This is a genomic window from Roseovarius mucosus, assembly GCF_002080415.1.
Classification (GTDB): Bacteria; Pseudomonadota; Alphaproteobacteria; order Rhodobacterales; family Rhodobacteraceae; genus Roseovarius; species Roseovarius mucosus_A.
The window spans coordinates 578318-591064 of sequence record NZ_CP020474.1; the positions used below are offsets into that span (position 1 = coordinate 578318).

11 protein-coding genes are annotated in these 12747 nt (G+C 63.0%); 2 read left to right on the forward strand and 9 right to left on the reverse strand.

Translation table 11 applies throughout. The features are described 5' to 3' along the window. Window positions 1–144: 144 nt before the first annotated feature. Complete coding sequence (locus tag ROSMUCSMR3_RS02740; protein WP_008283192.1) at window positions 145–1050, forward strand: LysR family transcriptional regulator; 906 nt, start codon at window positions 145–147, stop codon at window positions 1048–1050. Window positions 1051–1283: 233 nt separating this feature from the next. On the opposite strand, the gene ROSMUCSMR3_RS02745 is transcribed toward ROSMUCSMR3_RS02740, so the two are convergent. The 9 genes from ROSMUCSMR3_RS02745 to ROSMUCSMR3_RS02785 all read right to left on the reverse strand — a co-directional run bounded on the left by ROSMUCSMR3_RS02745 (window position 1284) and on the right by ROSMUCSMR3_RS02785 (window position 11588). Then, window positions 1284–2414 (reverse strand): M24 family metallopeptidase, encoded by a 1131-nt coding sequence (locus ROSMUCSMR3_RS02745; protein ID WP_081506370.1) that lies wholly within the window; start codon window positions 2412–2414, stop codon window positions 1284–1286. Beyond that, the gene (locus tag ROSMUCSMR3_RS02750) at window positions 2411–3442 is read right to left on the reverse strand and encodes a pyridoxal-phosphate dependent enzyme (protein WP_081506371.1); all 1032 of its coding nucleotides are present in this window, start codon (window positions 3440–3442) and stop codon (window positions 2411–2413) included. The genes ROSMUCSMR3_RS02745 and ROSMUCSMR3_RS02750 overlap by 4 nt, the downstream gene beginning before the upstream one ends. Before the next feature lie 75 nt (window positions 3443–3517). Then, window positions 3518–4306, reverse strand: coding sequence for an FAD binding domain-containing protein (locus ROSMUCSMR3_RS02755; RefSeq protein ID WP_081506372.1), 789 nt, complete (start codon window positions 4304–4306; stop codon window positions 3518–3520). 11 nt (window positions 4307–4317) lie between these two features. Next, a complete protein-coding gene (locus tag ROSMUCSMR3_RS02760; RefSeq protein ID WP_081506373.1) occupies window positions 4318–6681 on the reverse strand; it encodes a xanthine dehydrogenase family protein molybdopterin-binding subunit in 2364 nt (787 codons plus the stop codon). A gap of 118 nt (window positions 6682–6799) precedes the next feature. Next, window positions 6800–7285: a (2Fe-2S)-binding protein gene (locus ROSMUCSMR3_RS02765; RefSeq protein ID WP_008283199.1), complete on the reverse strand. Its 486-nt coding sequence runs from the start codon at window positions 7283–7285 to the stop codon at window positions 6800–6802. 116 nt (window positions 7286–7401) lie between these two features. Next, the gene (locus ROSMUCSMR3_RS02770; RefSeq protein WP_081506374.1) at window positions 7402–8394 is read right to left on the reverse strand and encodes a molybdopterin-binding protein; all 993 of its coding nucleotides are present in this window, start codon (window positions 8392–8394) and stop codon (window positions 7402–7404) included. Beyond that, window positions 8391–9353 (reverse strand): XdhC family protein, encoded by a 963-nt coding sequence (locus ROSMUCSMR3_RS02775; RefSeq protein WP_198385571.1) that lies wholly within the window; start codon window positions 9351–9353, stop codon window positions 8391–8393. The genes ROSMUCSMR3_RS02770 and ROSMUCSMR3_RS02775 overlap by 4 nt, the downstream gene beginning before the upstream one ends. Window positions 9354–9358: 5 nt before the next feature. Then, window positions 9359–10621, reverse strand: a complete 1263-nt coding sequence (locus tag ROSMUCSMR3_RS02780; protein ID WP_081506376.1) for a vWA domain-containing protein — start codon at window positions 10619–10621, stop codon at window positions 9359–9361. A gap of 58 nt (window positions 10622–10679) precedes the next feature. Then, complete coding sequence (locus tag ROSMUCSMR3_RS02785) at window positions 10680–11588, reverse strand: AAA family ATPase (protein ID WP_081506377.1); 909 nt, start codon at window positions 11586–11588, stop codon at window positions 10680–10682. Window positions 11589–11790: 202 nt separating this feature from the next. Here ROSMUCSMR3_RS02785 and ROSMUCSMR3_RS02790 point away from each other — a divergent pair, with 202 nt between their 5' ends. Beyond that, complete coding sequence (locus tag ROSMUCSMR3_RS02790) at window positions 11791–12741, forward strand: phosphoadenosine phosphosulfate reductase (protein WP_081506378.1); 951 nt, start codon at window positions 11791–11793, stop codon at window positions 12739–12741. The last annotated feature ends 6 nt before the right edge of the window (window positions 12742–12747 follow it).

Below are 12747 nucleotides of genomic sequence, written 5' to 3' on the forward strand. Positions count from 1 at the left end.
CATGCCTCAATATAGGGCAATATTAGGTCACAAATTATGACCTACCAAGTAGATTTTTGTGAAAATGTCGCAGCTGTCCTATAAGTGATGGATGATTATCTGCTATTACGTTATCGGTGCCAGTTTCCTAAGAAAGTGAAAGTTATGGATTGGGACAAGCTCAGAATCTTTCATGCCGTTGCAGACGCGGGCAGTCTCACCCATGCCGGAGAGCAGCTACACCTGTCGCAATCCGCCGTTAGTCGGCAGGTGCGCGCCCTTGAGGAATCGCTCAACGCTACGCTGTTTCACCGTCATGCACGCGGACTGATTCTCACGGAACAAGGCGAATTGCTGTTCGATGCGACCCGCGCGATGATGAAACGCTTGGACGCCGCCACCGCCCGCATTCGTGACAGCGAAGAAGAGGTGTTCGGTGATCTGCGCGTCACCACCACCACCGGTTTTGGCACGCTTTGGCTGGCCCCGCGCCTGCCCAAACTCTACGAAAAATATCCCGACCTCAAGATTGACCTCATGCTTGAAGAACGCGTGCTCGACCTGCCAATGCGAGAGGCCGATGTTGCCATTCGCATGAAAGAACCGTCTCAGGCCGACCTCATCCGCAAGCGGTTGATGAGCGTGCATATGTGCCTCTATGCAACGCAATCGTATCTTGACGCCCATGGTGAACCTTCCTCGCTAGAAGACATGAGCGCGCATCGCCTGATCTGCCAAAACCCACGTTCGGCGCAGGTGGGCGCGGGCGCGATGCTGGTCAACGAGCTGATGACCAACGACATCTCGTCTTTGCTGACGGTCAACAACTACTTTGGGGTGTTGCAGGGCGTGCTGAATGATCTCGGCATCGGCGTTTTGCCCGATTACCTGATCCGCGATTTTCCGCAGCTTGTCCGCGTCCTGCCAGAGGTCCAATCCGTCGAAGTGCCGGTATTTCTCGCCTATCCAGAAGAGCTGCGCCATTCCAAGCGGATCGCCGCCTTTCGGGACTTCGTGCAAGACGAAATCATCTCCTACCGCAAAACGGTTAAGGAACAGGCAGTTAGCTAAGGTTTCAAGCAGGCTTGGTTTAAGCCATGCGCAAACCGCATAGCGGGCATGCTGCACCTGCGGCAAATTTCATCTTGATTGGACAGAACTGCACCCTTATTTGCCAATCGTGACGGTGATAGCCGCAAGGCAGTCACCCTCATACCTCCCTGTTGGACTTCGGCCGAGCTTAGTGCTCGGCCTTTTTTTTCGCGCTGCCGGATTTTCGGGCAGACCGCTCAGATCCAGCCCGCTCAGATCACCGGCAGGTTGGGCGGTGCAAACCGGGAAAGCCGCTGCGCCCGTCCATAGCGGATCACGATGTTTTCCTCATGCACCATGATCATCCCCGGCGCGACCTCTACCCCCGGCTCTAGCGTGATCACCATGCCGGGCCTCAGCACCGTGTGATCCTTGGCCGTAAGCGACAGGCCTTCGGTCAATTGCATGCCCAAACCATGCCCCAATCGCCCCGAGCGTTCATCCGCCCCGGTGATCCGCGCCATCGCCTGCCAGACGTCAAAGGCGGTCGCGCCTGCGCGCGCCGCCTCTTCCCCGGCCTCTGTCGCCTCGATCAACCGCGCATGCGCCGCACTTTGCTCTGCCGTGGCATGGCCTATGGCAAAGTTGCGATCATAGTCGCAAAAATAGCCATCCCAGACCGCGCCCGTATCCAGCATCAGCACATCGCCCGCCGCCAGATGTGTCTCTCCGGCGGGCGAAATCACATCCGCATAGCCCATCGGGCCCGCGCCTCCGGCAATATAGGACACCCAATCTGCGCCTTTTTCCAGCAAGAGCCGCTGAAAATCGCGAAACACCGCGCTCAGTGGCACGCCCGGTTCCGCAATCTCGCCCACCCGGTCAAAGGCCCGCCCCGCAATATCGCAAATATGCGCGATCTTGACGATTTCGGCCTCGGATTTGATGGCCCGCAGCCCCGCAACAATCCCGGCCTCGTCACGAAACACCAACCCGCTCGCGCGCTTGACCCGCTCAAACTCCGCCAAAGGCATGCGCAAGTGGCTCTCAGGGCCAGAGGGCACCCCCACCGGCCCGCCAATCTCGCGCAGCGTCTCGGCCAAGAGCGACACGCCATCATCTTCGGGGTCCGGGGCCGCCCATGTACGAATATCGCGCACCCATGTCCGCCCCATCAGGGCCGCGCCAATCGTAGGGATAACCGCCACCGGATCACCCGACGCAGGCAGGATCAGAAACCAAGGGCGGCTTGGGCTTTCCCAGAACCGGGTCAGATAGCCGGTGAAATACCGGATTTCCGGCTCGGTTGTCAGCAAAAGCGCGCCAAGCCCTATCTCGGCCATGCCTGCTTGCGCCGCGCGCAGCCGCGCCTTGAACTCTGCCGGCGCGAACCCGCGCCTCACGCCTCTGGACCTTCGCTGAGAATACAAAGCACTCGCGCGCCCGCGCCAAGCGCCAGCCCGGCAATCGCCGCCACCCCAGCCGCCCCCGAAGGCGTCGTCGTCAGCCCCTGCGCCGCCAACCCCTCGAGCACCGCCTCGGCCTCGTCATCCGTGATGGTCACGAACGCATCGGCATCCCGCGCCAATCCCTTGAGCGCGATCAGTGATGGCACCTTGCAATCCAGCCGCCCCATGTTGGACACCGGCCCGCTTGTCTCTAGGGCGCGTCCCGCGCGAATGCTCTCGTAAAGGGCTGGCGCGCGGTCAGGTTCCACCACGATGATCCGGGGCGCATCGCCCCAGACCTGCCGGAACCATGCCGCGCAAGCCCCCGCCAGCCCGCCCACCCCTGCCTGCAACAGAATATGCGTAGGCACTTCCGGCATCTGGCGCGCGGCCTCTTCAGCCATGGCCAGATATCCCTCCATCAACCGATGCGGCAAATCAAGATAACCGGGCCAGGAACTGTCCGACAATAGCGTCCAGTCGTTATCCATCGCCGCGCGCCCCGCCGCGACCATACTGGCCTCGTACTCTTGCCCCTCGCGCACCACCTCGGCGCCCTTGGCACGCAGTCGCGCGGCAAACCCCTCGGGCACGGTTTCCGCCAGATAGATCACCGCCCGCGCCCCGAATAGCCGCGCCCCCGCCGCAACCGACATGCCATGATTGCCCGCACTCGCCGTCACATAGGTGCGCCCCACCAGCGCGTGGCTCATATCCTCGGCCCCGGTTTCTGCCGCCTCATGGGCGATCACATAGGCCGCCCCCAGCGCCTTGAAACTGCCCAGCCCCATGCGCCCGCGCTCATCCTTGGCCCAGACCTTTGGCGCAAATCCCGTTACGGACACCAGCGGCGTCTCTGCCGCTGCCGGGCACCGCCCCAAAAGTGCTTGCACCGCGCCCACATCCACGCTTGGCCATGGTGCGCCGGTCAGAACCGTCTCAGGCAATCCCTCACCGCGCCACGGATTGTCGATTTCTTGCATGTCGTCCCCTGTCCCTCATGAAAATGGCGGGTCCCGAGACCCGCCATTTCAAACCTCACCGCAGTCTAACAGCGCTCAGTGCGCCGCCGCAACCGCCCGCCGCGTCATCACACCAACCAGATGCGCGCGGTATGCCCCCGACCCATGCAGGTCCGAGATCATACCATCCCCCGACAGGGTCAGCCCCTCCAACGCCTCGGCCGCAAAATTGCCCGACAGCGCCGCCTCGGCCTCGGCCCAGCGGAACACACCTTCTTCCGACGCGCCCGTCACGGCGACGCGCACGCCCCCGGCGTATTTGGCAACAAACACCCCCACGAGCGCAAAGCGCGAGGCCGGTTGCTCGAACTTCTGATAGCTGGCCTTTTCCGGCACAGGAAAGCGCACTTCGGTGATGATCTCGCCATCCTCAAGGGCCGTGGTGAACATGCCTTGAAAATAGTCATCCGCCGCGATGCTCCGGTTGGAGGTGATCACAGTCGCCCCCGATCCCAGCACCGCCGCCGGATAACAGGCAGAGGGGTCGTTATTGGCAAGGCTCCCACCGATGGTCCCGCGATTGCGCACCGCCGGATCACCGATATGCCCCGCCAACCCCGCCAGCGCCGGATAGGCCCCGGCCCCGGCTGCCACTTCGGCATGGGTGGTGCCCCCACCGATGCAAAGCGCGCCATCATCAGCGGTGCAAATCCCCTGCATCTCTTTGATCGCCGACAGGCACACCAGCTTGGCGGGGGCCGCCAGCCGTTGCTTCAGCGTCGGGATCAGGGTTTGCCCCCCACCCAGCGCCTGTGCCTCTTCTGTGCCCAGCGCCGCAATGGCATCAGCAATGGTAGCGGGACGTTCGATATCGAATGCATACATGATCGCTCTCCTTACCCTTGCATCGCTTGCCAGACGCGCGACGGCGACAGCGGCATATCAATATGGGTGATGTTCCGCCCCGACCGTTGCAGCGCATCAATCACCGCATTGACCACCGCAGGCGGGCTGCCAATCGCCCCAGCCTCGCCACAGCCCTTCACACCCAAGGGGTTGTGCGTGCAGGGCGTCTGACAGGAATGATCCACCTGATAGAACGGCACATCATCGGCACGCGGCATGGCATAATCCATATAGCTGCCCGTCTGAAGCTGTCCGTTCTCGTCATAGACGCAGGATTCCAGCAAGGCCTGACCAATCCCTTGACCAATGCCGCCATGCACCTGCCCCGACACGATCATCGGATTGATGATATTGCCGAAATCATCCGCGGCGGCAAAGCGCTCGATCGTGACTTTCCCTGTGTCCGGGTCCACCTCAACCTCACAGGCATAGGCCCCCGAGGGATAGGTGAAATTCGACGGATCATAAAACGCCGTCTCTTCCAAACCCGGCTCGATATCCGCCAGCGGATAGTTATGCGGCACATAGGCGGCGAGGGTCACATCGCCCCAGGCCACCGATTTATCCGTGCCCGCAACACTGAACTTCCCATCTTTCAGCTCGATATCGGCCTCCGAGGCCTCCATCAGATGCGCCGCGATCTTCTTGGCCTTGTTGATGATCTTTTCGGTCGCACGCACCATCGCCGAGCCACCAACCGCGATGGACCGCGACCCGTAGGTGCCCATGCCCATCGGAGTATTAGCGGTGTCGCCATGCACGATCTCGACCATATTGGCGTCAATGCCGATCATCTCGGCCACCACCTGCGCGAAAGAGGTCTCGTGCCCCTGCCCGTGGCTATGGCTGCCGGTCATCACCACCAGCCCGCCGGTGGCATTCACCCGCACCGTCGCACTCTCGTAAAGACCCGCACGCGCGCCCAATTGCCCGACAAGGTTCGAGGGCGCGATGCCGCAGGCCTCGATATAGCAATTGATGCCCAGACCGCGCAGCTTGCCCTTGGCGGCACTTGCCTCACGCCGCGCCTCGAAACCACCGAAATCCGCGATCTCTTCCAGCTTGTCCATCGTGGCATGGTAATCGCCGGTGTCATATTCCACCGCCACGGGCGTGGCATAGGGGAACTGGGTGATAAAGTTCTGGCGACGCAGCGCGATGGGATCAACCCCCAATTCCCGCGCCGCCTTGTCGATCACCCGCTCCAATTGATAGGTCGCCTCGGGGCGGCCCGCGCCACGATAGGCATCTACCGGCACCGTGTTGGTGAACACCGCCTTGACGTTCACATAGATCAACGGCGTGCGGTAATTCCCCGCCATCAGCGTGCCATGCAGCCAGGTGGGCACCGAGGGCGCAAAGGTGCTCAGATACGCCCCCATATTCGCATAAGTATCGGTGCGAACAGCGGTAAAGTTGTTCTCGGCATCCAGCGCCAATTCGATCTTGGTCACGTGATCGCGCCCATGGGCATCGGTCATGAAGGCCTCGGACCGCGAACTGGTCCATTTCACCGGCCGGTTGAGCGCCTTGGCCGCAAAGGTGCAAAACGCCTCTTCCGCATAGTGAAAGATCTTGGATCCGAATCCACCACCCACATCAGGCGCCACCACGCGCAGCTTGTGCTCGGGGATGCCCAGCACAAAGGCCCCCATCAGCAAACGGATCACATGCGGATTCTGACTGGTGGTGTAAAGCGTCGAATCGCCTGTTGAGCGGTTGAAATCGCCCACCGCCACACGCGGTTCCATCGGATTCGCCACCAGCCGGTTGTTGATCAGTTCCAGCGTGGTGACATGCGCCGCCTTGGCAAAGGCCTCATCCACCGCGCCTTTGTTCTCTTCGACAAACCCCCAGTCATAGCAGAGGTTGTTCTTCAACTCGTCATGCACCAGCGGCGCGCCCGCCTCCAGCGCCTTCTTCATGTCCACAACCGCCGGCAATTCCTCGATGTCGAGCTCAATTGCCTCGGCGGCATCGCGCGCCTGCGCATAGGTCTCGGCCACCACGGCGGCAATCGGATCGCCGACATGGCGCACCTTGCCACGCGCCAGCACCGGATGCCCCGGCTCTTGCATGACCTCGCCAAACCGGTCGGTGACCTGCCAGCCACAGGGCAGCCCGCCCACGGCTTCGAAATCCGCACCGGTGAAAATCCGCAACACCCCCGGCATGCTCTCTGCCGTGCGCGTGTCGACCTTGTTCAGCCGCCCATGCGCCACATCCGAGCGCAGGAAATGCACATAGGCCTGACCCCGCAGATTGATGTCATCGGTGTAATTGCCATTCCCGGTCAGAAACCGGATATCCTCGCGCCGCTTGGTGCTGGCGCCAATGCCGCCGTCTTTTGGCATGACATTCTCCTCCCTGAATGATGCGGGGTTTCCCCCATCAAACCCGCAGCGCTTTCATCATTCCCCCAATACTCCGAGGGTGCGCCGCAGGCGCGGGGGCAGCGCCCCCTAATACGCCTTATTCCGCAGCGATCCGGCTCACGTCCTGACCACTGGCCGCCAAAATCGCCTTGACGATATTGTGATAGCCCGTGCAGCGGCAAAGATTGCCCTCGAGGTAATCGCGCACCTCAGACTCACTTGGCGTCGGGTTCTCCGCCAAGAGCGCCGCCGCCGACATCACCATGCCGGGCGTGCAGAACCCGCATTGCAAGCCGTGATGATCCTGAAACGCCTGCTGAATCGGATGCAGCGTGCCATCCGGCTCGGCCATGCCTTCGATGGTCTTGATCTCGGCACCTTCGGCCTCGGCGGCAAACATCGTGCAGGATTTCACGGCCTTGCCATCCACATGCACCACGCAGGCCCCACATTGGCTGGTGTCACAGCCCACATGCGTGCCTGTCAGGCCAAGGGTCTCTCTCAGAAATTCGACAAGAAGCGTGCGGCCCTCGATCTGGCCCGACGCTGGCTTGCCATTCACGGTCATTTTGACCTCAGGCATTGGCTCCTCCCGGTTTGAATTGTCCGTCTCCTCATGAGACCTTAGTAGGAAAGGCCCCGCTGTCCAGTGCGACTAAAGCATGCCTCTTGCCCCTTGAGAACCCGGTTTCTTGCCCCTCAGCCACGCCCGCCCCGGCGCGGCTGGGGCCGGGTGGGAATTTCCTTGAGCAAGCCGCCAACGCCCATCGCCGCAATCTCTGCCGCCCCGCAGGGCAGACCGCAGGCCACCCGCGCCAAAACCCAATCAGCGCCGTGCAGCACCGGGCTGCGCGCCGATCCGGGCAGGCCAATAACAGGCCGCGCCCCCAAGCGCCCCAGAAAAAGCAGATTGCCGGGGTCCACCGGCATGCCGAACCGCTCCACCTCTCCGCCTGCCGCGCGCAGCGCCTGCGGGGCGGTGTCAAACGGGTCCGACGTGGCCGAAGCGGTCAGAATCAGCACGATCTCGCCCTTGGCGCGGGTGATCGCCGCCGCCAGCGCCGCCTCGTCATGCGGGCAGATCAGCGTGTCCACCATCTCCATGCCCAGCCCGGTGACACGCGCCGCAATCGCATCGCGCCCCTTGTCCCCCGGCCCGCCGGGGACATCTGTAATGATCAGGCTTGCCGTGCGATACTGTGCCACCGCCAGCCGCACCGCGCCCCGCGCCGCCTCGGCCGCGCGTTCCAGCGCCGCCCTTGGCACGCCGTAGGCGATGATCTTGACCGTCGCGATCATACCGCCTTCGTGGATCTGATGATGCGGCACCACGGTGGCCACGGTGATCATCGGATCAACCGCATTGGCGGCATGGATCGCCGCCACATCAAGACAGACCACACCGGGCCGCGCCGCAATCAGATTGACCCGGCCTGTAAAGGGCGCGCTGCATGTCATCGCCTCGGCCCCCTCGGCCAAGGCCGCCGCCAATGCCGCCGCCGCGTCATTTTCATGCATGTCCTCGGGATCCAGCATCGCTACTGTGACCGCCCGATACCCCGCCGCGCGCAACGCCGCGATCTGATCGGCGTCAAGCACAGCCCCTTTGCGCAACCGCCCCGTCCCCACCTGTTCGGAATGCGCAAGAATCGCCCCCTCGGCCCGGTCCAGCGGCACGGGGCCAAATTTCATGCGCCTTTCCTCAGCACGCGCGTCATTTCGGCAAGGATGCTCACCGCGATTTCCGATGGGCCCGCCGCCCCGATATCCAGACCGATGGGGCCATGAATGCGCGCAATCTCTGCCTCTGAAAATCCCGCCTCCTGCAACCGCGCCACCCGCTTGGCATGGGTGCGGGTCGATCCCAGCGCGCCGATGTAAAACACCTCCGAACGCAGCGCCTCGATCAGCGCCGGATCATCCAGCTTGGGATCATGCGTCAACAGCACCAGCGCGCTGCGCGCATCCAGACCAAAGGCGCGCACCCCCTCGTCGGGCCAGTCCTGCACCACCGTCTCGCCCGGAAACCGCGTCTCCGACCCAAAACTCTCGCGCGGATCAATCAGCAGCGGATCATAGCCCGCAATCCGCGCCATCGGCACTAGCGCTTGAGCAATATGCACCGCCCCGACGATGATCAGGCGCAGGGGCGGGTTGTGAATGGCCACAAAGGTTGCGCCATCCTCCTCAAAGCCAGAGCGGTCCATGCGAAACCGCGCATCATGCCCCTCGCGCTCCAGCCGCCGCCCATCCGGCCCGGTAACATAGGCCACCGGCACGCGGGCATCCCGCGCCAGAACCAGATCGCTCAGCAGCGCCTCGGGCATCACCGATCCGATGGGCTCCACCAACACCCGAATGGTGCCGCCACAGGCCAGCCCCACGGCAAAGGCATCGCCATCCGATACGCCATAGTCCAAGAGCACCGGCTTGCCCGTCTCGATGGCCTCCACCGCCTCGACCACAACCGCCCCCTCGACACAGCCCCCCGAAACCGACCCGGCAATCTCGCCCGCGCCAGAAATCGCCAATTGGCTGCCCACCCGGCGCGGCGCGCTGCCCCAGGTCTCGACCACCGTGGCCAAGGCCGCCCCCTTGCCCGCCCGATGCCATGCAAGGGCTGTCTCCGGGATATCGTCAAAACGGTCCATCTTGCTCATCTCCCTTGCATCGCCGCCATCAGCCGTGCCTTTTCCCCACTGTCGTCGCGGCGCGAAATGGCCTCGGCCAGCTCCTCCAACGTGGCGATGGAATGCCCCGCGCGGAACGCATCGACATGCGGCAACATCGCCTTGATCCCTTGCGCCTTGGGCGCGAACCCCTCCCAGCGCAACAGCGGATTGAGCCAGATAAGCCGCCGCGCCGAGAGATGCAGCCGCTCCATCTCGTGGCTCAGCGCCTCGGGCGCGTCACGGTCCAACCCATCGGTGATCAACAGCACCACCGCGCCTTGCCCCATCACCCGCCGCGACCAATCGCGATTGAACGCATGCAGACAGGCCCCAATCCGGGTGCCGCCCTCCCAATCCTGCGCCTGTTTTCCAGCGGCAGCAAGGGCCGCATCCACATCCCGCGTTGCCAGTTGCCGGGTGATATTGGTCAACCGCGTGCCAAAGGTAAAGGCATGCACCCGCGCCCAGCCCGCCCCCTTGGTATTGGCGACAGCATGAAGAAAATGCAAAACCATCCGGCTGTATTGGCTCATGGAACCTGAAATATCGCAAAGCACCACAAGATTTGGCCAGCGCTCGCGCGGCTTTTGCCAATGCAAGCGGCGCAATTCTCCGCCATGGCGCAGCCCCGCACGCAGCGTGCGCCGCGCATCCAGCCGCGCGCCGCTCTGCGCCGCCATGCCCCGCCGCGAGGCAAAGGGCTTCACCGGCAGCGTAAGCCGCGCCAACATGCGCTTGGCCTGCGCCATTTCCGCAGTGCTCATCTGTTCGAAATCAAGCCGTCGCAACCGTTCCTCGCCCGACATCGTGGCCGTGGCGTCGATCTCGATCTTGACCTCATCGTCGTCGCGCTCGTCGATTTGGGGGGCATCCCGCATCACCCCATCCAACAGCGCCTCTGCCGCGCGCTTTTCGGCCGCCTGCGCGCTACGGTCCTCCTGCACGCCGCGAATGGCGGGCAGCATCATCGCCATCATATGTTCCACATAGCGCGGATCACGCCAGTAGAGACGAAAAATCTGCGCAAAAACAAGCAGATGCTCGGGTCGCGTCACCAGACAGGCGCGCAGCGTGAAAAAGAAATCAATCCGGCTGGAAAACCCCGCCACAGCCACCGCCCGGATTGCGTCAATCACCCGCCCGGGGCCAACCGGCACCCCCGCCGCCCGCAAGGCCCGCGCGAAATGCGTGATGTTATGCGTGAGTTTCGGGTCGTCCGGCAGGTCAAGCGGCGCATAGTCGGTCATGGCGCGACGTGGGGGCGCTGCCCCCACACCCCCGAGGTATTTTGAGCCAGCTGAAACATTACGCTGGCTCCAACCCCGCCCGCACTTCATCCAGCAGGCGCTTGGCCTCGGAGCCCTGCAATTTTGCGATATCGTCCTGATATTTCAAAATCGCGCCCAGCGTATCGGCGATCACCTCGGGGCTCAGACTGATCACATCCAGCGCCAGCAGGCATTTGGCCCAGTCAATCGTTTCCGCCACACCCGGCTTCTTGAACAGGTCCTCGGTGCGCAACCGCTGCACAAAGGCCACGATCTCGCGGCTCAAAACCTCTGCGGCCTCAGGCGCGCGGGCCTGCAAAATCTCGATCTCGCGATCAAAGGTCGGATAGTCGACCCAGTGGTACAGACAGCGCCGCTTGAGCGCATCATGCACCTCGCGGGTCCGGTTGGACGTCAGGATAACAATCGGCGGCTCGGGCGCATGGATCGTGCCAAGCTCTGGAATCGTCACCTGAAAATCACTGAGCGCTTCCAGCAAAAATGCCTCGAACGGCTCATCTGTGCGGTCGATTTCATCAATCAGCAACACCGGCGCGCCACCCGGTTGTGGGCGCATCGCCTGCAAGAGCGGACGCTCGATTAGGAACTCTTGCGTGAAAAGCTCGTCCTTGAGATGACTGCGGTCCACGCCCCCCGATGCCTCGGCGGCGCGGATGGCGATCATCTGCCCGGTGAAATTCCACTCATAAACCGCGCTTGCCGCGTCCAACCCCTCGTAGCATTGCAACCGGATCAATCGCCGCCCCAACGCCCGTGCCAGCGCCTTGGCGATCTCGGTCTTGCCGGTGCCGGCCTCCCCTTCCAGAAAGAGCGGGCGACCGAGCGTCAGCGCCAGATAGGTCACCGTGCCCAAGGCCCGGCCACAGACATAATCCTGCCCGGCCAAAAGACTTTGCACCGCGTCAATGGATGTGGGTTTTTGCACGTTGTCGCCTCCCGTCGCCCTCGCTTGCACCAGAACTGCATCGCAACCCCCGGCGGGTCAAGGGCGGCTATGGTAGGGCCTGGATGACCCGCCCCCGGAATACCCACGGTTTCTCCAAAGTTTTGCCTGATTTCACCGGCATGATCCGTCTCAACAGGCCCGCATTCGAACGGTGCCGCTACGACCGAGGACAAGAGCGACCATGCAGGACAATGCCGACATCTTTGACGCCGACCTCTCCGGTCTGGATTGGGCCGCCTGGTGCGAGCGCGCCAACGAGCTTGCGGGTGAGGATGGCTATGCCGAACGTCTGGGCGATAAACACGCCGCCGTGCTGATCGAACGCAAGCCCACGCTGCTTGTGTCTTTCGAGGCGTTTCATCGCCTGCCCACGCTCTCTCCGCAGGCGCAGCCGCTGGGCTGGGCCCTGACCAAGGCGTTGGGCTGGTCGCATCTCTGCCTCATCAGCGAGCGCGACACATGGTTTCGCGACAAGCGGGTCTATGGCTATTTCGACCGGCTGATCGACGATGGCTTCTTTGACGATTTCGAACAGGTAATCTTTTACGGTGCAGGCCCCTGCGGCTATGCGGCGGCGGCCTTTTCGGTCGCGGCCCCCGGCGCCAAGGTCGTCATGCTCAGCCCCCAAGCCACGCTCGATCCGCGCGTCGCCGAATGGGACGACCGATTCCTGCGCATGCGGCGGGTCTCGTTCTGCGACCGCTACGGCTATGCTCCTGACATGCTGGATGCCGCGGCCTCTGCCGTGTTGATCTACGATCCCGAGGTCGAGCTGGACGCCATGCATGCCGCCCTCTTCACCCGCTCCAATGTGATGAAATTCCGCACCCGCTATCTGGGGTATCAGATCGAACCGGCGCTGCTGCGCATGGGCGTGCTGTTCCGCCTGCTGGCCCAAGTCAGCGCCAACCGCCTGACGCGGCTCAGCCTTGCACAGCTCTACCGCAAACGGCGCGAGGATACGCCCTATCTCGCCAATGTGCTGCAACGGCTCATGGCGGACGAGCGCGATGCCCTGACCGTCCTGCATTGCCGCAACGCCATTGGCCGCGGCGTCGGCGGCCCGCGCTTCCGGCGCGCGCTCAAGCATGTGCAGACCAAAGGCCAGCAACCAGACCAATCAGACGACTAACACCCT